Source organism: Fulvivirga imtechensis AK7, from assembly GCF_000331535.1.
Taxonomy (GTDB): domain Bacteria; phylum Bacteroidota; class Bacteroidia; order Cytophagales; family Cyclobacteriaceae; genus Fulvivirga; species Fulvivirga imtechensis.
In genome coordinates, this window is record NZ_AMZN01000028.1 from 79,348 (window position 1) to 99,452 (window position 20,105).

Genomic DNA, 20,105 nt, shown 5'->3' on the forward strand with positions numbered 1-20,105 from the left:
AGCCAATACGATTATAAGCAGCTATAAAAAAGAATATGTCGTCTAAAGAAAACGAATCTAAATACATTAGTGAGCAGGTAAAGGAACTCCTGAGAATAAGTCTGGCCGAAGCGCTCTACCTTGATCCCTCTGAAATTGAGATCAACAAATCGTTTGTTGACCTGGGTTTGGATTCCATTGTAGGAGTGGAATGGATGAAGGTGATCAATAAAAGGCTTGGTTTGGAGATATCTGCCACCAGGGTTTATGACTATACTACGATAAGTGCGTTAGCATCATACCTGACCAAAGAGATTGAAAATTCAACCTCTTCAGAGAATATACGCACTGTATTTCCGGCATCTTCAGGGCCAGACACTGCTGTCACTCACCAGGAAATTAAAGCTAACAGCGAACTTACCCATAATTTCCACACCCCCGAATCACAACCGGAACTTACCGAAAAGGAGATACAGGAAGAGTTGAAAACAAGTTTGGCGGAAGCGCTCTACCTTAGCCCCACTGAAGTTGATATAGAAAAGTCATTTGTTGACTTGGGTTTGGATTCCATCGTAGGAGTAGAGTGGATGAAAATCGTAAATAAGAATCTTGGCCTGGATATATCTGCAACAAAGGTGTATGACTATGCAACAGTAAGGTCATTGGCATCATTTATTTATAAGGAATTGGAGAAGACGCCGGTTGCTTTGATCAAGCCAAAGCCTGCCGCAGACCTGCAGCCGGTCGTGAGCCCCGTATCTTCCCCCATGCAGGAACTTCATACACCCGCAAAGGATAATTCTTTTCTGCGTCTGAATGCCTTTCCTGATCTGAAAAGGAAGGCGCGCGCCAGGCAGTCAGCAGTAGGAAATAAGAGCCTTTCTGATGAAAAAATTGCGATTATTGGTATGTCGGGGAGATATCCTCAGGCAAGCAATTTGGAACAGTATTGGAATAATCTGGCGCAAGGTAAAAATTCGGTTACTGAAATTACTTCTTCCCGTTGGGATATCAACCGGTATTATGACCCGGACCCGACTAAGGAAGGTAAGATGTATTGCAAGTGGCTGGGCACTTTGGAAGATATCGACTGCTTTGATCCGTTGTTCTTTCAGATCCCACCTGCGGAGGCCGAATCGATGGACCCCCAACACCGGATATTCTTACAGGAGAGTTATCGGGCCTTTGAAGATGCCGGTTATTCAAGTGCCAGGTTGAGCAACACCAAATGTGGTGTTTACCTTGGCATAATGAGTACCGATTATAATTACCACCTTTCAAAAAGCAGTTCTAAATCAGTAAACATTACAGGCAACAGTTTTGCCATCGGAGCCGCCCGTATTGCATACTTTTTAAACCTGAAAGGGCCCGCTATACCGGTAGATACCGCCTGCTCATCTTCACTGGTAGCTATTCATATGGCACGGCAGGCATTGCTGAACCACGAAATTGACATGGCGCTGGCAGGTGGGGTGAGTTTATATCTAAACCCAGAGGGTTATATAGGAATGTGCCAGGCAGGAATGCTTTCTCCGGAAGGGCAATGTAAGGCGTTTGATGACGCTGCCAATGGTTTTGTGCCCGGTGAAGGAGTAGGTGCAGTTGTGCTGAAGCGTTTAGCAGATGCGGAAAGGGACAATGACTTTATTTATGGCGTTATTTTAGGCTCTGGCGTTAACCAGGATGGCAAAACCAATGGCATTACTGCACCGAGTGTTAATAGCCAGATTGAGTTGGAAAGAGATCTGTATAGCCGGTATAACATCGATCCCGAAACGATCAGCTACATAGAGGCACATGGTACAGGCACCAAATTGGGTGACCCTATTGAGCTGGAGGCGCTATCTACTGTGTTTAAAGAAAAAACATCAAAGAAGAATTTCTGCGCTTTGGGGTCGGTGAAAAGCAATATCGGGCATACCTCAGGAGCTGCTGGTGTGGCAAGCGTTCAGAAAGTGTTATTGTCAATGCAGCACCGAACGCTGGTCCCCACTTTACACGTGGCAAAGGAGAACGGCATCTTTGACTTTAGAAATTCTCCATTCTATATCTCAAAAGAACAGCAGCCCTGGAACGTTAGTCCTGGTGATTCGCTGCGCAGAGCAAGTATCAGCTCGTTTGGGTTTAGTGGTACCAATGCACATCTGGTAATTGAAGAATATCCGCAGCAAGCAAAAAACCGTGCTGTTCCGGTCAACCATTTACAAACAGGAACCATTATCCTGTTATCGGCAAGAACTACCGAACAACTGAAACAAAAAGCCCATGATCTTCTGGATTTTATTCTCAAAAATGAGCGATCCGTGGATTTGGTGGATATGGCCTACACCCTGCAGGTGGGAAGGGATGAATTGCGGGAAAGACTGGCTTTTGTTGTCAGTTCGGTGGATCAGTTGAAGAAGAATCTTCAGGCGTATGTTACCGGCAGTCAGGATATCAAAGGCGTTCATCAGGGGCGGGTGGCACGCGACAACGGGAATGAGGGTACCGGTGCTGAATTGCAAACCACAGTGGATGACTTGATAAGTAATAACAGATGGCCCCAACTCCTTGATCTATGGGTGAAAGGCTTGGAAGTGGATTGGAACAAACTCTATGGTGAATACAAACCAAGATGTATCAGCCTGCCCACCTATCCATTTGCCAGGGAGCGGTACTGGGTAGAAATGGCTAATGATACGCCTGCTAATCTGCCCGGTGTTAGTGAAATTGAAGTCAAAACTGAGGCGGAGATCAAAGAAAATGTTCAGGAGGTGCCTTACCAACCTGTATGGAAAAAGACCGGATTATCGCCTCAGTCCGGGGCAAATGATCAATTTCCTGTAAGTGAGCCTGTCCTGGTCATTGATACCACTGAGGAGCTGTACAGGGCTATGGAAGGCAAAGTATTCTGTCAGTCAGGTACACTGGTCTTATTACAACCCAATCATGCTTATAAGGAAACGGAGCAAGGGATATTTACCATTGATCCTGGGAATGAAGAGCATTTTTACAGCCTAATTGAAAGTCTGAAAGCCAAAGACAGGCTGCCACACACGATCATTCACCAGGGATTGGATTCTGAAAAGCCGGATGCTGAAGCGATGGAGCAGCAGCTCAACTACAGCTTTTACACACTGTTTTATATGTGCAAAGCCTTGATCAGCCAGAAATATCAAACACCACTTCAAATTCTGTCACTGATCTCAGGCAATGCCGGTATACCTGCTTCATCATATTCAGCACTTGGCGCTTTCTTTAAAACGCTGACATTGGAAAATCCGAAGTATCGGGGTAAAGTGGTTGAGATCATGCAAGCTGAGGCAAATCAGCGCCCCGACACCTCCCGGAAGGTGGAAATTGTTTTGGCTGAGCTGAGCGACCAAAACCGGAGTGCCAATGAAATCCGCTATCAGGCGGGGGCAGGTAGTCAGGAGTATACCCGATATGTCAGAACACTAACAGCATTTGATAATAGCAAAGCCGAAATAGAGGAATTGCCGCTAAAGCAAAAGGGAGTTTACATTATTTCCGGGGGCTTAGGAGGTTTGGGCCTTATTTTTAGTGAATATCTGGCAAAGAACCTCCAGTGCAACCTGGTGCTTTTCGGGCGATCTGAACTTCAGGCAGCACAAGAGGAAAAACTAAATCGCCTCAAAGCTCATAATACTGAAATTCTTTATCTGCAAGCGGATGCTTCAAAGCTTGAAGATATGGAGCGGGTTGTTAAAACAGCCAGGACCCGGTTCTCCCAGATCAATGGCATTATTCATAGTGCCGGGATCAATAAGGATTCCTTTATTCTGAAAAAATCAAAAGAAGAGGCTGACACTGTATTAAAGCCTAAGATCTGTGGTGCGATCAATCTAGATCTTGCTGCGAAAGACGAGCAATTGGATCTGTTTGTCCTTTTTTCTTCCATAGCTGGTGTAATGGGCAATCCGGGTCAATGCGACTATGCCTATGCCAACCGTTTTTTAGATGCTTTTGCAGAGAACCGGGAACACCTGGTCCAGAGCCGGCGGCGGTCGGGTAAGACTTTATCTGTTAACTGGCCCTATTGGGAAGAAGGAGGAATGCTTCTTTCTCACGATGACGTGACCCTGGCTAAGGAGCAAACCGGATTTCATCCTTTACCAACAAAAAGTGGCGTTACTTATCTGGAAAACTTCCTGAAATCAGGCATATCGCAGGGAATTGCGCTTTATGGCCTGCCTTCAAAGGTTAGGACGTATATGGAGCCGGGCATGATGAGTACTGATGAAAACAAAACAATCGCGCCAGCAAACATTGAGTCTGCCGCACTTCAGGAAAAAACGGAAGCTTACCTCAAAGAGCTTGTTGGCAGGGAGATCAAACTCGATCCGGAGAGGATAGATCCCAGTGAGCCATTTGATTCGTTTGGGATCGATTCTATCATTATCGGTCGGATGAATGTTGCCCTGGAGAAGGACTTGGGCGCTTTGTCAAAAACTTTGTTTTACGAATACCCTACAATAGAAGAGTTGGCGGCACATCTGAGTGTGGAGGCACGCCCGGTGCTGACCCGCTTTTTTAATATGGAAGAATCAGCCGAACCGGTTGCGCGGGCTACTGAACAAAGTATCCAGGCAGTTAACGGGCATCCCAAACAGGAAGAGCAGGACCTTTCGGAACCCATAGCGATCATCGGTGTACATGGGTATTATCCACAATCGGAAGACCTGGATAAATACTGGGAAAACCTGAAAAAGGGAAAAGACATGATTGACCTGGTTCCCGGCAGCCGGTGGAATTATGAAGAATTTTTCCATGAAGATCCTGAGAAGGCCGCAGAGGGGAAGATCTACTGCAAATGGGGAGGCTTCGTAAAGGATGTTGATAAATTTGATCCTCATTTCTTCAATATCTCTCCCGAGGAAGCCAAAATAATGGACCCACAGGAGCGACTTTTCCTCGAATCTGTCTGGACCGCCATTGAAGATGCCGGATACACCAGGGAAACCTTGAAAAAGCATCATCCAAAAGCTAAAAGTGCCGATGTAGGCGTATTCGTGGGTGTTACCACCAATACTTATAATTTGTTGGCTGCCGAAGGATGGAGCCAGGGCAATGCCGTTCCCAGCGCTCATCCATGGTCTATTGCCAACCGTGTGTCGTACTTCTTTGATTTCCAAGGACCTAGTATGCCCGTTGATACAGCTTGCTCGTCTTCTTCAGTGGCTATCCATCTGGCATGTGAAAGCCTGAAGAAGCGAGAATGCCAGGTGGCGGTTGCCGGGGGAGTGAATCTGTACCTGCACCCGTCAAAATATCATTCTTTGTGTAAGAATCGCATGGTTTCACAGGGCGGTCAATGCCGTAGCTATGGCGCTGGCGATGATGGCTTTGTTCCCGGTGAAGGTGTTGGGTCGGTTTTACTCAAGCCGCTCAGCAAAGCTATTGAAGATAACGATCATATATATGCAGTAATAAAAGGAAGTGTGTTTGACCACAGTGGCAGGTCGAATGGGTATGCCGCACCTAATCCTAACTCGCAGGCCAACCTTATTAGCCAAACGCTGAACAAAATCAATTTGGATCCTGCTTCCATTGGTTATGTAGAAGGGCACGGCACGGGTACGCAGTTAGGTGATAGCCTCGAAATTGTTGCTTTGACCAATGCATTTCGCAAACAGACCGAAAAGGTACAATTTTGCCCTATCGGTTCGGTAAAAGCGAACATCGGGCATCCGGAGGCAGCAGCCGGAATAGCGGGACTGACTAAGATCCTGCTACAAATGAAACACAGGCAGTTGGTTCCTACCATTCATTCTGAGGAAGTAAACCCTAATATCGAATTCGAAACATCGCCTTTTTACCTTCAGCATAAGCTGGCCTCTTGGGAATCATCTCCAGGAGTGCCTTTAAGGGCGCTCATGAATTCTTTCGGAGCCGGAGGCGTGAATGCCTGTATGGTCATAGAAGAATATAAGCAACCAACAGTTGCCGAAGAAGTGAAAGAAGAAGGGCCATACCTGGTGATCCTGTCAGCAAAAAATGAAGACAGTCTTCGAGAATCTGTGAACCGGTTGCTGACCTATATAGGAAAAGAGACGCAAGTAAACCTTGAAGCGCTGGCGTATACATTGCAAGTCGGGCGGGAAGCAATGCCGGAGCGATTGGCACTGGTTGTTTCAGACCGCTCAGCGCTTATGGCGGCCCTCAAGGATTGGAGGCAGCAGAAATCGTCTGATTCGGTATTTCAAGGTAAGGCTAAGCCACGAAGGAGAGGAAAAGATGCTGCTACAGATGGTGAAGACATCAGGGATATCTTTGAAAAGCGCGACATCACACAGCTCGCGAAATTGTGGATTACAGGCGTTGATGTGGATTGGGAAAAACTATACCCTCAGAACAAACCCAGGAGGATATCATTGCCAACGTCTCCTTTTACGAGGGAAAGATATTGGGCTTTGGACGACCTTACCCCAAAGAAGAGATCAAAAACCGCTTCGTACCATCAACACGGACGTTTGCACCCTTTGGTCTCCTATAATTCCTCCACCTTGAGAGAAATAAGGTTTAGCTCTTTATTATCAAACAACGAATTTTATGCACAGGATCACCGGGTGAATGAAGAACAGATCTTCCCGGGCTCAGGGTTTATCGAGATTGCAGGTATTTCAGGGAATATAGCCGGAGAACAAAAGGTACATAAGATCAAAGACATTGTTTGGGCACATCCTCTAGCTTTTAAAAATGGTACTCAACTGGTCCAGACATTTTTAAAGCCAAATGGCACGGGCACAGCATATCAAATTGTCTCATTTGACGATGAGAATGAAAGAGTGATCCATTCGGAAGGAAAGCTGTTTTTTCAAAATGGAAGTAACCACGCTGCTGTTGCCGAACAACAGATTCCGGTCGCAGCGCTGAAAGAGCAATGTCCGGGGCCACAGGATGGCGCTTATTTTTACGAGCTCTTCAGAAAAGCCGGGTTTAACTATGGGCCTGCATTTCAGACCGTTCAGGAGTTTTACCACAATGGTTCATACGCTTTATCCAAATTGAAAATTACAGATAGCCTGAAGGATGATTTTGATCAATACATTCTTCACCCGAGCCTGCTGGATGGCGCGTTACAGACTGTGGCCGCTTTGATCAGTGGAGTAGACCCTCAAACGCCATACCTGCCTTTTGCCATTGATGAAGTAGAGCTGATTCGTCCGCTACCTCAGGCATGCTATGCTCATGTGGAGTATTCGGAGCCGGGCAAACAAGATAGAAAAGACATTATGCAATTCAATATTCAGCTACTGAATGAAGAGGGCGCGGTTTTGGTCCGGATGAAGAACTTTTATGCCAGGGCTTTGAGAGTAAATGGAACGGCTCAGGCAGAGCTTAATCTTCAGCATTGACCGAAGTTGCAGGTTTACAAACAGCACATTTTTAAACACAATTTACATAAATCAGGTAATGGGATCATACTCACCGGTAGGATGAACCATCAATATTAACATTAACATAAAACCATAAAAACAAATGATTTCAGTTGGAATTGAAGCAATGAATGTTTTCGCGGGCACAGCCTTTCTGGATGTAACCAAGCTTGCCGAGCACCGAAAATTGGACATGGAAAGATTTGGGAATTTACTCATGAAAGAGAAAACGGTAGCCCTGCCTTACGAAGATCCGATTACTTATGGCGTAAATGCGGCAAAGCCCCTGGTTGATGCGCTAAGTCCGGAAGAGAAAGATCGCATTGAAATGGTTATATCATGCACAGAATCGGCTTTCGACTTTGGAAAATCTATGAGCACCTACTTTCATGATCTATTGGGTTTGAATCGTAATTGTCGCCTGTTTGAGTTGAAAAATGCCTGTTTTTCAGGTGTTGCAGGATTTCAAATGGCAGTCAATTTCATATTGTCTCAGACCTCACCAGGTGCCAAGGCGTTAGTAATAGCAACGGACGTTTCAAGATTTATGGTTGAAAAGGGTGGAGATGCACTTACAGAAGACTGGTCATTTGCCGAACCCAGTGGGGGAGCCGGAAGTGTGGCCATGCTGATCAGTGAAAAACCGTACGTATTTCAGGTCGATGTCGGTGCCAGTGGCTACTATGGCTATGAAGTGATGGACACCTGTCGCCCTACGGCTGACGGAGATGCCGGAGATTCGGACCTGTCTCTGCTCTCTTATCTGGATTGTTGTGAAAATGCTTACCTGGAATACCAAAAGCGTGTAGCCGGTGCTGATTACTCAAGTACTTTTGGCTTTTTGGCATTCCATACACCTTTTGGAGGTATGGTTAAAGGCGCTCATCGCAATATCATGCGTAAAGTGGCAAAGGCCAACCCGAAAGTAATAGAAGAGGATTTTCAGCGCAGGGTTATGCCCGGCATGCTCTATTGCCAGCGCGTTGCAAATATCATGGGGGCAACAGCCATGTTGTCACTGGCCAGCACCATTGATAATGGAAATTTCGATACCCCTCAAAGGGTGGGGTGCTTTTCATACGGATCTGGTTGTTGTTCTGAATTCTTCAGCGGAGTGGTGCGGAAGGAAGGGCAGGATCGCCTGCGAGCCCTAAAAATAAAAGAGCAGCTTGATAACAGGTATGAAATGACAATAGATGAATACGAGCAACTGCTTAGAAATAGCACCGCGGTGAAATTTGGTACCCGTAACCTTGTTCTGAACACCGATTTCATCCCTCAGGCAAGGAAAGCTCAGGGTAAAGAAGTATTATTTTTAAAGGAGATCAAAGAATTTCACAGAAAGTACGAATGGGTAGCTTAACAACAACAAATTACGAAACGATCCGGGTGAGATTTGATGACGACATTTGCTTCATTCAAATCTACCGGCCCGAGAATAACAACACGATCAATGATATTTTGATCCGGGAGTTTTCCGATGTGTTGGATCAATGCGAAGAGACTGCGAAGATCGTGGTGCTTGAAGGTTTACCAGAGGTTTTTTGTTTTGGAGCAGACTTTAATGAGCTTCAGGGCAACGATGATGGCAGTGAGCAGGACCCTGAGCCGTTGTATAACGTATGGCTCCGGTTAGCTTCCGGTCCGTATGTTACGGTGGCCCACGTCCGCGGCAAGGCCAATGCCGGGGGAATAGGCTTTGTTGCAGCCTGCGACATAGTGTTATGCGAAGAGAAAACAATATTTAGCCTGTCAGAGTTATTATTCGGCTTAATGCCTGCATGCGTATTGCCATTTTTGATCCGCAGAATGGGATTCAGCAAGGCACACTACCTGACCCTGATGACACAGCCAATAGGCGCCAGGCAAGCCCAGGAATGGGGACTGGTGGACGCCTGCGAAGAAAATTCCGAGAATCTGCTGAGAAAGCACCTGCTGAGACTCAGAAGGCTTAACAAAACGGGGGTAGCACGCTACAAACGTTATATGAACAAGCTGAATGACTTCCCGTCTGCTGCTAAACCAGATGCGCTTGCGGCTAATATAGAAGTGTTTTCCGATCAGGAAAATTTGGATAAAATAACAAGGTTTGTAGAAACGGGACAATTTCCCTGGGAGTAAATATGGAACAGGTAGTTGAATTAAAGGAAATGGGTGAGGGTATCATCCGAATAAAAATGCAGGATAGGGTAAGCAAAAATACCTTTTCCATGGAGCTGATAGCGGGTTTGGCTGATGCTTTTAAAACGATCAGGAACGAGCCTCGCTATAAAGTGGTCATACTCACCGGCTACGACAATTATTTCGCCAGTGGGGGCACCCAGGATCAACTGCTTGCCCTCGCTGACGGTAAAGCCAAGTTTACAGAGTCGGACCTCTACAGCATGGCCCTGAACTGCCCGATTCCTGTAATTTCAGCGATGCAGGGCCATGGGATTGGAGGTGGCTTCGCCATGGGGCTGTTTGCCGATTTTGTGGTCTTAAGCCGTGAGAGTTTCTACACGACTAATTTCATGAAGTATGGCTTTACACCCGGTATGGGGGCCACTTTTATTCTGCCCAAAAAACTGGGGATCAGTCTGGCGCAGGAGATGCTGCTTACCGCTAAGAACTACCGGGGAGAAGAGCTGCAGATGCGTGGTATTCCTTTTCCCGTAGTGCCCCGCGAGCAGGTATTGGAGCATGCCCTGGAGTTGGCTGAAACGCTTGTTGAAAAGCCCAGAGCGTCACTGATTGCACTGAAGGACCATCTTGTTGCCCCTCTCAGGGAAGGGCTCCCTGCGGTGATAGAGCAGGAAGTAATGATGCACGATAAGACCTTCGGTCAGCCCGGGGTCAAAGACAGGATCAGTACCTTGTTCGGAAGGTGATCCTCTCAGTATAAAACAAATTCGGACACATGAACAAACGCAACTGTTAAACCAAAAGCTATTAAAAACTGTGAAAGCAAACCGGAGAACAGGTATAATTATCGGTATATTGTTTATAGTAGGTACGTTTTCAGGTATACTGAGCTTTTTCTTTACAGGTACCGTAAGTGATTCTCCTGAATACCTTGCTCAAATTGCAGAAAGTGACAAGCAGTTCATATTCGGATCATTGCTCATATTGCTGATGGGCTTTTCACTGGCATTTATACCCATAGTTCTTTACCCTGTTTTAAAGAACCACAACAAGGCATTAGCAATTGGTTATGTTGTCTTCCGCGGAGCTATTGAAACGGTCACCTATCTGGCGGTTTGGGTGAGTATGCTATTACTGCTGTTTGTGGGCGAAAGCTATGCCATCTCAGGTGATGATGCTCAATGGCTGACAAGTGCGGCGGATGTCATATTCAGGTTCCGTGAACTTGGCTCGATGTGTATCATATTTACTTTTGGAATAGGAGCAATACTGTTTTATTTGGCTTTGTATCAGTCGGAACTCCTTCCGCGCTGGTTATCCGTTTGGGGTTTAATAGCCATCATACTTCATTTAGTTACCGGCTTTCTTATCTTATTTGGGGTGCAGACAGAGACATCCACCTCCATAAGCATTATGAATTTCCCGATCTTTTTGCAGGAAATGGTAATGGCTATATGGCTGATCGCGAAAGGGCTTAAAGCGGAGCCCTTTTATAGATCATAACGGGCTTATTCAATAATAATAATAATATAGAGGAGTATACCCTTGCGCTGTATTCCGAAAGATCTTCCTGGAGATAATATCCAAATTGCAAGACCCTATTGAAAGCATTTATGCTGCTTTTTCTTAACACGAATCTTAATCAACTTAAAAAACATGAAGAAATTATCTGATGTATTGTCGAGGTATTTTGCCTCGGTTCCGGATTTTGTCCGGGAACGAAGAGTAATGGTCTGGCTGCTTTTAGTTGGGATTACAGTATTTGCCATTCTGGGGTTTCCCCGGGTCAAATTTGACTTGTCAACTGACGGATGGTTTAAAGATGACGATCCGGTGAAAGTAGCGCTGGACGACTTCAAAGCTGAATTTGGAAGCGATGATGGGATCTATATCGTTTATAAACCCAAAGATGGCAACTTATTTTCCCCCCAATCTTTGGAAGCAGTAAAAAGCCTTTGCGATGACATTATCAGCGCCAGGGCGGAGATAAAAGAAGAAGAAAAATCCCCGCTGGGCCATGTTGTAAGGGTTACCTCCCTGGCAACTGCAAATTTTTTGGAAGCAAAAGATGATTTGCTCATATCCAGGTCGCTGGTAGGGGCCAGCGTGCCAACGTCTCAGGAAGAGCTGGATGCGATGAGAAAAACCGCTCAAGCTCAGAAAAAGTTTGAGTTAGCCTACTACTCAAAGGATATGGCTTACGGTGGGATCCTGATCCAGACCGATTTTGGAGCTATTCCCGAAGATTTTGAAGAGCCTGGTGATGATGATTCAGAGCCTGCAGACGATGTATTGGTGATGAATGAAATGACTATGGAGACAGATATGGACGCTACTGGTGAGAAGGTCCGCTTCAAACCTACCGAAACGCAGGACTATCATGCACTGATGACAGAAATCAATACTTACCTGAACAATCCTAAGTATGCCGATCACCTGGAGTTTCATCCGGTTGGCAATGCTGTTCAGTCTATATATGACGGAGAGATCATGGCTCAATTGGGCTTGCTGTACCTGAGTATGGTGGCTATTATGATAGTACTTCTATGGATTATCTTCCGGTCACTTTCCGGGGTAGTATGGCCTGTAGTGGTCATTATTATAGCTACTATCTGGATTATGGGTTTCACCGGATGGCTTGGTGTTACCACCTCTTTTTATGTAATGCTGACTGTGATGATGCTGCTGGCAATGGGTATGGCTGATACGATCCACGTTATGTCAGAGTACATGTATTACCGCAACCAAAATGAAGATCATCGTACTGCGCTTCGCAATACATACCGAAAAGTGGCTTTTGCCTGTCTTTTAACGACATTTACAACAATGATTGGCTTTCTGGCTTTGTCAGTTTCCCCAATCGTTCACATCAAAGTATTCGGGTTTATGACTGCGGCAGGGGTTTTCCTGGAGCTGTTATTTACCGTCTACATATTACCACTGATGCTGGATATATGGTCGCCTGTTAAAAAGAAAAAAGCATCGGGAGCGAAAGCCTCATTTATACCCAATTTTTCCAATTTCTTACAGAATCGATTAGACGGCATTATTCCAATTGTTGAAAGACGGCCGATGACCATTACAGGTATTTTTATTGTGATTCTGGCGCTTTGCTTTATTGGTGCATCCAAAGTTAAAGTGTCATTTGATATGATGGAGAATTACGATAAGGAATCCGTCCTGAGGCACTCTTACGAGCATGTAGATAAACACATGATGGGTACCCAAAACATGGAGATCTTCCTTGACCTTGGTGAGGAATATGCCTTTCAGGACCCATTTGTGCTTACAACAATTGACAAGCTGCAGGACCTGATCGAAAGGAAATACAGCAACTACACCCTCCGGACAGAATCGCTGGCTGATGTTGTTAAAGATGCCAACCAGAAGCTAAATGAAAGCAGAGAGGAGATGTATGTGATTCCTGAAAGCCAGTCGGTAGTATCTCAAACCCTTTTTATGTTCAACAACGCCAATCCCAGTGACAGAAGAAAGCTGGTATCTGACAATTATAGTAAGTCGCATATCACTGTAAACCTGCGCAACACCGATGCTGCTTCTTATCAGGGTATGTTCGACCTGATGCAAAGGGATATTGATGAGATGGTGGCCGGCCTTAAAGAAAAATACCCGGATACAAAAGTTACACTCACCGGTACCCTGGCTATGATGATGAAGGCCAGTGTTTATATTTCCGAATCCACGGGAGGCAGTCTGGCATTTGCTATTGTTGCAATAACGATCACTTTATTGATAGTTTTCGGATCTTTCAAGGCCGGTGCGATCGCTATTATTCCTAACCTGATACCCTCCATATTGACATATAGCCTGTTAGGGTGGCTTGGCATACCATTGGATATGAACACCCTGCTTATAGGCCCGATCATCATTGGGGTGGCTGTAGATGATACCATTCATTTTATCACCCACTACAGAAGCGAGGTTGTCATTGATGGAAATGTAAAAAGAGCATTGAAAGCTGCTGTCAGTGAGGCGGGACAGGCCGTTACGTTCACAACCCTCGTTTTAGGCATTGGCTTTGGCATTTTATCCCTTGCTACCGGTCCTATATCAAATGCCGGAAAACTGGGGGCGCTGGCAATATTTACAGGCTTACTGTGCGATCTGTTTTTACTGCCTGCCATGATCCTGCTTTTCAAACCAACATTCCAAAGCAAGGAGGTAGTGCAAACCGAAGATATTCTAAATGAAAATATGTTAAACGAAAACCTATTATTAAAGGAAGAGGAGGTAGTAAAATGAAAACCAAACCAACTATAACGATCCTTGGCTTAATCGTGTTTCTGGCAGCGTCATTCAACCTGTCAGCCCAGTCAGCAAGAGACATTATGATCAAGTATGATAAAGTGTCAAAGGAGGCGTCATTCTCATTATTTCAGCAGACCAAGCTGATGACATGCAAATACACTATTCAGCAAGGAAAAATGCGTGCCGCTGAAAAGCCGAGAGTAAGTGTACTTGAAATGGTGTCGGAAGATGATGGCGTTGATAACAAGGATTCCCGATCTGTATCCATGGTTATCGAGCCAGCGAGAGACAAAGGGATCAGCATGCTTACCTATACCTATGCCGCCCCTGAAAAAGATGATGATAACTGGGTATACCTGCCGGCACTGGGCAAGGTGAAACGCCTGGTATCCAGTAGCGAGGGTAGCGATGAGAGCGCCAGCTTTTTTGGTTCGGAATTTTCTGTTGAGGATATGACATCGCGAAAGATTGATGACTATACTTACAAACTTGTGGAGCAGGCAGACTATGCCAACCGTCCGGTTTGGGTGCTGGAGTTGCTACCCACACCGGAAAGAGCGAAAAAGTCAATGTACGGTAAGGCTGTGCTCTGGATAGATAAGGAAAGGTTTATCATCTTACGGCAAGACCTGTATGATAGAAATGGGTTGCTTTTTAAGCGGCTGACAGCAAGCAACATCGAGCAGATAGACAAAGTATGGGTTGCCAGAAAAGCTGAGATGAACAACCTCCTGACCCGCAGGGTAACCATTATGGAGCTCATATCGATAGCCTACAACATAGAGGTGCCTGAAGGCTTCTTAACCCAAAGAACGTTAACTGATTTTGCGTACAGGGAAAAGATCCTGGGGCAACTTCGTTCTAATTTGCAGTAAATCAGGTTCAATTGTTCTGAGGATGAGCATAAACCTGGTTTTCAAAATCGACTGCTTACCGGTTTTGACCTACCAACCAAACCAACTAAAGTTTACAACAACGTGGATAGAAAGGACAAGGTGAAAGTACGATGCTTATTATGGCATCGCTGCTATAGTTATATTGGCATATTAAGCGGGTTTCTTTTTATGAGCATTTCGGGCGGCTTTGGTCAGGCTCCTAATGAAGGCGACAGTTTGAGTATTGACACCACATTCTTTGAAATGGATACGGCAGATACACCATCTTTTGAATCGATTGATTTGAGTTTCGATGAGATGGGAGAGGGATTCGATATGCCTTCCGGGGGAGTAGTGTACGGACAGAAAGCCAGTACTTCTTTTTGGGATTCATATATAGCTGATCCTATGAGATTGGAGGTTAAGTATGAAATTGCTTATAAGGTGGCGAAGCCGGATAGAATAATGAACAACAGAACTTCATTTCGTGTAGAGTATTCCAAATTTCTTTTTAACAAAGTTACGTTGCAGGTAGATGCCAGGGTATTTGCCTTTTTGAAGAATGATCATCGAACCCGAAATACAACGGTATGGCTCAATGACTCTCCCAGCGAAGCTGAAATATCATTTGCAGGAAGGGCAAGAGACGCTTACCTGCAAACGAGTTTTAATAAAACCAGTATCAAAGTGGGATATCAGACGCTGTCCTGGGGGGAGTCGGAGTTTGCCACAGTTACAGATGAAATAAGTCCGTTGGATTACAGGGAACCCCTTACTTTGAACATTGACGAGCTGAGACTTTGTCAGTTCATGTTTACTGTTGACCAGTATTCATCATTTGGCAAGTGGAGCACCTTTTTTACACCGGATCCAAGATTCAACCAGCACCCGAAAAAAGGAACGGGATATTATTATGCCCCTTTTGGAGAGGGTATAAACTATCACATAGAAGGTAGTGACAGAAATTTATTTGAATACGGGGTAAGGTGGAAAAAGACTTTTGGAAAAAGCGACATTGGTGTGATGGCGGCCAGGTTAGTCAATAATGAATACACCATGCGAATGGATACTGTGGAGACTATTACACAAAGAGCACTGCCATATTTCGTGTCAGGAATTACCTTCAACCGTGCGATAAATAATTTCCTGATCAAGGGAGAAGTTGCGATAAAATCTCCAAAGGCCTATAATAATGCATCTTTTCAAGTTGTGAAGAAGAATGCACTGGATGCGTCACTTGGAGTTGATTATTCGCTGACCAATACCTTCAAGTTAAGCATGGAAGCAGTAAACTATCATGTTATTGATTGGGATGAAGATATCTTGGGAGTGCCGGAAAATAATTATATGTTGCTGTTTGTAATGGGTAAGCAGTTAATGAAAAATGATCTATCCATTAGCTGGGTAACAATGTACAATGGACCTTATACAAGTTTTTTTAACCTGCTGACAACTTCCTACAATCTGAATGACCAGGCCACCGTATATTTTGATGTGCTGGTACCTATTAGTGATGAAGTTAAAAGCGGTTTTTATCGTTATCGTGACCAAAAGCAGGTAGGTCTGAGGTTTCAGTACCAGTTTTGATCCTGCTTGAAACCGAGAATGGTCGTGAGTATTGCTCTCAGTACTCATATCTCAATACTCAATACTCAATACTAACATACATGAAGAAACAGGTCATATTTATGTTTTCAGGTCAGGGTTCTCAGTACTATCAGATGGGAAAAGAACTCTATGAAGGTCATGCGCAATTCAGGTACTGGATGGATCATTGCAATGAAATGGTCTCTCCAATGATCCAAGCCTCCCTTCTTGATATTCTCTACAAGGGAAAGGGTAAAAGTGAACCGTTTGATAATATTCTTTACACCAACCCTGCCTTGCTGAGTATTGAATATAGCCTGAGCAAGGTACTGAATGAAGTAGGTATCCAGCCGGATTTGTTGATGGGGTACAGTCTTGGAGAAATAGTAGCTTCAGTGGTTGGAGGCTCCATATCGTTAGAAGATGGGCTTCAATTGGTAGTTGATATTGCCCGCCTTGCTGAAGATGGTACACCACCGGCCAGTATGCTGGCCATTATGGCATCAAAGACGATCATGACCGAATTTTCAGAGCTATTTCACAACTGCTGGCTCGCAGGAGCAAACTTTCCGGCGCATTTTGTTGTCAGTGGTCCGCCAAATGCCATACAACATCTTCAGCAAGGTTTGAATAAAGAAAATATTACGTCCCAAATATTACCCGTTAGGCATGGGTTTCACACAGCATTAATAGATCCGATTGAGGAAATGTGCAAGCAAAAAGTCAGGAAAATTAACCCGTCAACCTCCGAAATACCCATCATATCTTCTTTGGGGGCCGGGGTAATAGATGAATTAAATGCTGATTATTTATGGAACGCAATCAGAAATCCGGTCAATTTTGAACATACCATTGAAGGATTACTGCAAACGGGTGACTACATTTTTATAGATGTAGGGCCGAGCGGAACACTGGCCACATTTGTCAAGTATATCCTCTCTTCAGATTCCGGTTCCATTTCATTTCCGGTGCTAAGTCCATTTGGAAGAGATTTGACTGCTATTGAAAGATTGAAAGACAGCTTATTTAGCAATGCCTGTTGAAGTAACAGCTTTTTAAAATATTTAAGACTACAGAAGATTAGAATAAAAATTTAGGAAAAATGAAAAAAACATACCTGTTTCCAGGGCAAGGCTCCCAAAGAAAAGGAATGGGAGGGGACCTTTTTGATGAATTTCAGGAGCTTACCAAAAAGGCCGATAAGATACTCGGGTATTCCATAAAGGAGCTTTGTTTAAGTGATCCTGACAAGAAGCTGAATCAAACGCAATACACGCAACCGGCCTTGTATGTAGTGAATGCGCTATCGTATCAGAAAAAGATCAAAGACGGAGAAAAACAGCCTGATTTTTTAGCAGGCCATAGCTTAGGGGAGTATAATGCTTTACAGGCGGCAGGAGTTTTTAGTTTTGAAAACGGACTAAAGCTGGTAAAAAAGCGTGGGGAGCTTATGAGTCAGGCCAAGAACGGAGGCATGGCTGCTATTTTAAATTCTTCGGAAGACCAGGTTCATGAAATATTAAAAGAAGCAAAACTGACTTCAATTGATATCGCAAACCTCAACGCCCCCTCTCAGATTGTAATCTCCGGTTTAAAAGAAGATATTAACAAAGCCCAATCACACTTTGAAAAGGCGAACACCATGTTTGTTCCCTTAAATACAAGCGGAGCTTTTCACTCGCGCTATATAAAAGAAGCTGCCACCGAATTTGGTAAGCTGGTGAAGAAGACAAAATTCTCCAAACCAAAAATAGAAGTAATAGCTAACGTAACCGGCAAACCCTACGAATTTAAACATGTATCTAAAAACCTGACCGACCAACTATCCAGTAGCGTAAGATGGTCTGAAAGTATTATGTATCTGTTGGACCAGGGCGAGATGGAATTTGAAGAACTAGGCGTGGGTGACGTGCTGACCAAATTAACCGGATATATAAAAAGAGGCGACAAGCGTGATGCGAAGCCTGCCGGTGAACAATCTAAGGTGAAAAATAGTACCAACGGTAAAAAAGGTACCGAAGCATCAACGGGAGACTCAAATACACCAGATGAAAAGGACGAACAAACAGCAGCGAAAGTAAAGCAAAAGCCAGAGCCCGGTGTACTTGTTGAACAATGGAACGAAATCTACCCCGTGGGTACGAAAGTAACCTCCGGCTTTTATGATGAGGAATTGAAAACCAGGACCGAGGCCATGGTATTGTTCGGGCACCGGGCAGCAGTTTATATGGAGGGATATAATGGGTATTTCGATTTGACAGAATTGAAGCCAGTTCAAGATTAAAAACGGTTAAAAACAGGCCTTCATCCCTGAAGAGAGGAAGGATCTTCCTAAGTTGAATACCCTTGAACATAGTAAGATTCTTCATTCAGAATACCTTAAAAAGAATTTTTTATCTATGAGCAGATAAAACCTAAATATTTATAGCCATAAAAACCTATGGCGCTGTACCCAAGTGGCTTAAGGGGAGGGCCTGCAAAGCCTTCATTCGGTGGTTCGAATCCATCCAGCGCCTCTAAAACATTCTGAAAATAGCCATGATCCATGAGCCGGTAAAACTTAAAGATCAATGGCTATGAAAACCTATGGCGCTGTACCCAAGTGGCTTAAGGGGAAGGTCTGCAAAACCTTTATTCGGTGGTTCGAATCCACTCAGCGCCTCTAAAACATTCTGAAAATAGCCATGATCCATGAGCCGGTAAAGCTTAAAGATCAATAGCCATAAAAACCTATGGCGCTGTACCCAAGTGGCTTAAGGGGAGGGCCTGCAAAGCCTTTATTCGGTGGTTCGAATCCATCCAGCGCCTCTAAAACATTCTGAAAATAGCCATGATCCATGAGCCGGTAAAACTTAAAGATCAATAGCTATGAAAACCTATGGCGCTGTACCCAAGTGGCTTAAGGGGAAGGTCTGCAAAACCTTTATTCGGTGGTTCGAATCCACTCAGCGCCTCTAAAACACACAGTTAAACAACATAATCTATATGTCAAATGAAGTTTGAAGATTCAGTAATGGGTATTAATTATATAGATGCGGGATACAGTGGGGTAATACAAGTTGCTGTACTGAGGATGACATACGTGTCTATGGTAAACTATAGCTATTTAGTGGTTGATCATATCAATAATCAGGCAGTCATTGTAGATCCGGCCTGGGATATGGAGAAAGTAGAAAGAGCTCTGGAGGATACCGGAACGATCCTTAGTGGGATATTACTTACCCATGCGCATCCGGACCATACCGATCTGGCCAAACCATTGGCAGCAAAATACAATTGTCCTATCTGGATGTCTAATGAAGAAATAGCCGGTTCCGGGTTTTACGCTCCGCAATTGGTAGGCATAGATACAACGCCCTGGCCAATGGGACAGATACAGATCCAACCGATATTCACTCCGGGGCATACACCTGGTGGTATGTGTTATCTGATAGGAAACAGCCTGTTTACCGGTGATACTTTATTTGCCGAAGGTTGTGGTCTTTGTCCTGATGTGAAGGCTGCCCATGATATGTATGCAAGCCTTGAATACTTAAAAAGTAAGCTTAAACCCGAAACCCGTGTTTTCCCGGGGCATAGCTATGGCAAGCAGCCCGGTCAGGAATTTTCGCAGATACTAAAAGACAACATTTATCTGCAGTTTAAAAATAAGAATGACTTTACAGCATATCGTTTAAGAAAAGGACAAAATCGGTTGAGCTTTTTCGACTTCAGATAATTATTTGAAAATGGAATGGTCATTAGCTAAGCCGTATCCTGGAAGGGGGATAGAGACAAACCTCGGTATTGATCGGGGTCAGGTCCCCGGTAGGGGATCGCAATGCTATTAAGTTAAGGATGTCATCCCGAGGTAACCAACAACTTTCAGTTGATTTTGAGGATAATGACATAG

11 protein-coding genes and 4 tRNA genes are annotated in these 20,105 nt (G+C 44.5%); all 15 read left to right on the forward strand.

Annotated elements, in window-relative coordinates:
* Nucleotides 1-35: 35 nt before the first annotated feature.
* The 15 genes from C900_RS08645 to C900_RS08715 all read left to right on the forward strand — a co-directional run bounded on the left by C900_RS08645 (nt 36) and on the right by C900_RS08715 (nt 19,931).
* A complete protein-coding gene (locus C900_RS08645) occupies nt 36-7,337 on the forward strand; it encodes an SDR family NAD(P)-dependent oxidoreductase (protein WP_009579372.1) in 7,302 nt (2,433 codons plus the stop codon).
* A 124-nt stretch (nt 7,338-7,461) separates the two neighbouring features.
* Complete coding sequence (locus tag C900_RS08650) at nt 7,462-8,721, forward strand: hydroxymethylglutaryl-CoA synthase family protein (RefSeq protein WP_009579373.1); 1,260 nt, start codon at nt 7,462-7,464, stop codon at nt 8,719-8,721.
* A complete protein-coding gene (locus tag C900_RS08655) occupies nt 8,709-9,479 on the forward strand; it encodes an enoyl-CoA hydratase/isomerase (RefSeq protein WP_009579374.1) in 771 nt (256 codons plus the stop codon). Before C900_RS08650 ends, C900_RS08655 begins: the two co-directional genes overlap by 13 nt.
* Before the next feature lie 2 nt (nt 9,480-9,481).
* Nucleotides 9,482-10,228, forward strand: a complete 747-nt coding sequence (locus C900_RS08660) for a polyketide synthase (RefSeq protein ID WP_009579375.1) — start codon at nt 9,482-9,484, stop codon at nt 10,226-10,228.
* A gap of 70 nt (nt 10,229-10,298) precedes the next feature.
* On the forward strand, nt 10,299-10,985 hold the full coding sequence (locus C900_RS08665; RefSeq protein WP_009579376.1) for a DUF4386 domain-containing protein: 687 nt from the start codon (nt 10,299-10,301) through the stop codon (nt 10,983-10,985).
* Between the two features lie 153 nt (nt 10,986-11,138).
* A complete protein-coding gene (locus C900_RS08670) occupies nt 11,139-13,745 on the forward strand; it encodes an efflux RND transporter permease subunit (RefSeq protein ID WP_009579377.1) in 2,607 nt (868 codons plus the stop codon).
* Nucleotides 13,742-14,626 carry an outer membrane lipoprotein-sorting protein gene (locus C900_RS08675; protein ID WP_040496209.1) on the forward strand — a complete coding sequence of 295 codons (885 nt, stop codon included), beginning with the start codon at nt 13,742-13,744 and terminating at the stop codon, nt 14,624-14,626. Before C900_RS08670 ends, C900_RS08675 begins: the two co-directional genes overlap by 4 nt.
* 189 nt (nt 14,627-14,815) lie before the next feature.
* Nucleotides 14,816-16,213: a DUF1302 family protein gene (locus tag C900_RS08680; protein WP_009579379.1), complete on the forward strand. Its 1,398-nt coding sequence runs from the start codon at nt 14,816-14,818 to the stop codon at nt 16,211-16,213.
* An 80-nt stretch (nt 16,214-16,293) separates the two neighbouring features.
* Nucleotides 16,294-17,256 (forward strand): acyltransferase domain-containing protein, encoded by a 963-nt coding sequence (locus C900_RS08685; protein ID WP_009579380.1) that lies wholly within the window; start codon nt 16,294-16,296, stop codon nt 17,254-17,256.
* Nucleotides 17,257-17,315: 59 nt separating this feature from the next.
* On the forward strand, nt 17,316-18,497 hold the full coding sequence (gene fabD, locus C900_RS08690; protein ID WP_009579381.1) for an ACP S-malonyltransferase: 1,182 nt from the start codon (nt 17,316-17,318) through the stop codon (nt 18,495-18,497).
* A 158-nt stretch (nt 18,498-18,655) separates the two neighbouring features.
* Nucleotides 18,656-18,729 (forward strand) — tRNA-Cys (locus C900_RS08695).
* 72 nt (nt 18,730-18,801) lie between these two features.
* Nucleotides 18,802-18,875 (forward strand) — tRNA-Cys (locus C900_RS08700).
* 72 nt (nt 18,876-18,947) lie between these two features.
* Nucleotides 18,948-19,021, forward strand: a tRNA-Cys gene (locus C900_RS08705).
* 72 nt (nt 19,022-19,093) lie between these two features.
* Nucleotides 19,094-19,167 (forward strand) — tRNA-Cys (locus C900_RS08710).
* Nucleotides 19,168-19,205: 38 nt separating this feature from the next.
* Entirely contained in the window at nt 19,206-19,931 is a 726-nt protein-coding gene (locus tag C900_RS08715; protein ID WP_009579382.1) for an MBL fold metallo-hydrolase, read from the forward strand.
* The last annotated feature ends 174 nt before the right edge of the window (nt 19,932-20,105 follow it).

What these genes read in the sequence shown, in the direction of transcription:
- C900_RS08715 (WP_009579382.1), top strand. Translation starts at nt 19,206, where the DNA reads ATGAAGTTTGAAGATTCAGTAATGGGTATTAATTATATAGATGCGGGA.
- C900_RS08660 (WP_009579375.1), top strand. Translation starts at nt 9,482, where the DNA reads ATGGAACAGGTAGTTGAATTAAAGGAAATGGGTGAGGGTATCATCCGA.
- C900_RS08685 (WP_009579380.1), top strand. Translation starts at nt 16,294, where the DNA reads ATGAAGAAACAGGTCATATTTATGTTTTCAGGTCAGGGTTCTCAGTAC.
- C900_RS08680 (WP_009579379.1), top strand. Translation starts at nt 14,816, where the DNA reads ATGAGCATTTCGGGCGGCTTTGGTCAGGCTCCTAATGAAGGCGACAGT.
- C900_RS08670 (WP_009579377.1), top strand. Translation starts at nt 11,139, where the DNA reads ATGAAGAAATTATCTGATGTATTGTCGAGGTATTTTGCCTCGGTTCCG.
- C900_RS08675 (WP_040496209.1), top strand. Translation starts at nt 13,742, where the DNA reads ATGAAAACCAAACCAACTATAACGATCCTTGGCTTAATCGTGTTTCTG.
- C900_RS08645 (WP_009579372.1), top strand. Translation starts at nt 36, where the DNA reads ATGTCGTCTAAAGAAAACGAATCTAAATACATTAGTGAGCAGGTAAAG.
- C900_RS08650 (WP_009579373.1), top strand. Translation starts at nt 7,462, where the DNA reads ATGATTTCAGTTGGAATTGAAGCAATGAATGTTTTCGCGGGCACAGCC.
- fabD (WP_009579381.1), top strand. Translation starts at nt 17,316, where the DNA reads ATGAAAAAAACATACCTGTTTCCAGGGCAAGGCTCCCAAAGAAAAGGA.
- C900_RS08655 (WP_009579374.1), top strand. Translation starts at nt 8,709, where the DNA reads ATGGGTAGCTTAACAACAACAAATTACGAAACGATCCGGGTGAGATTT.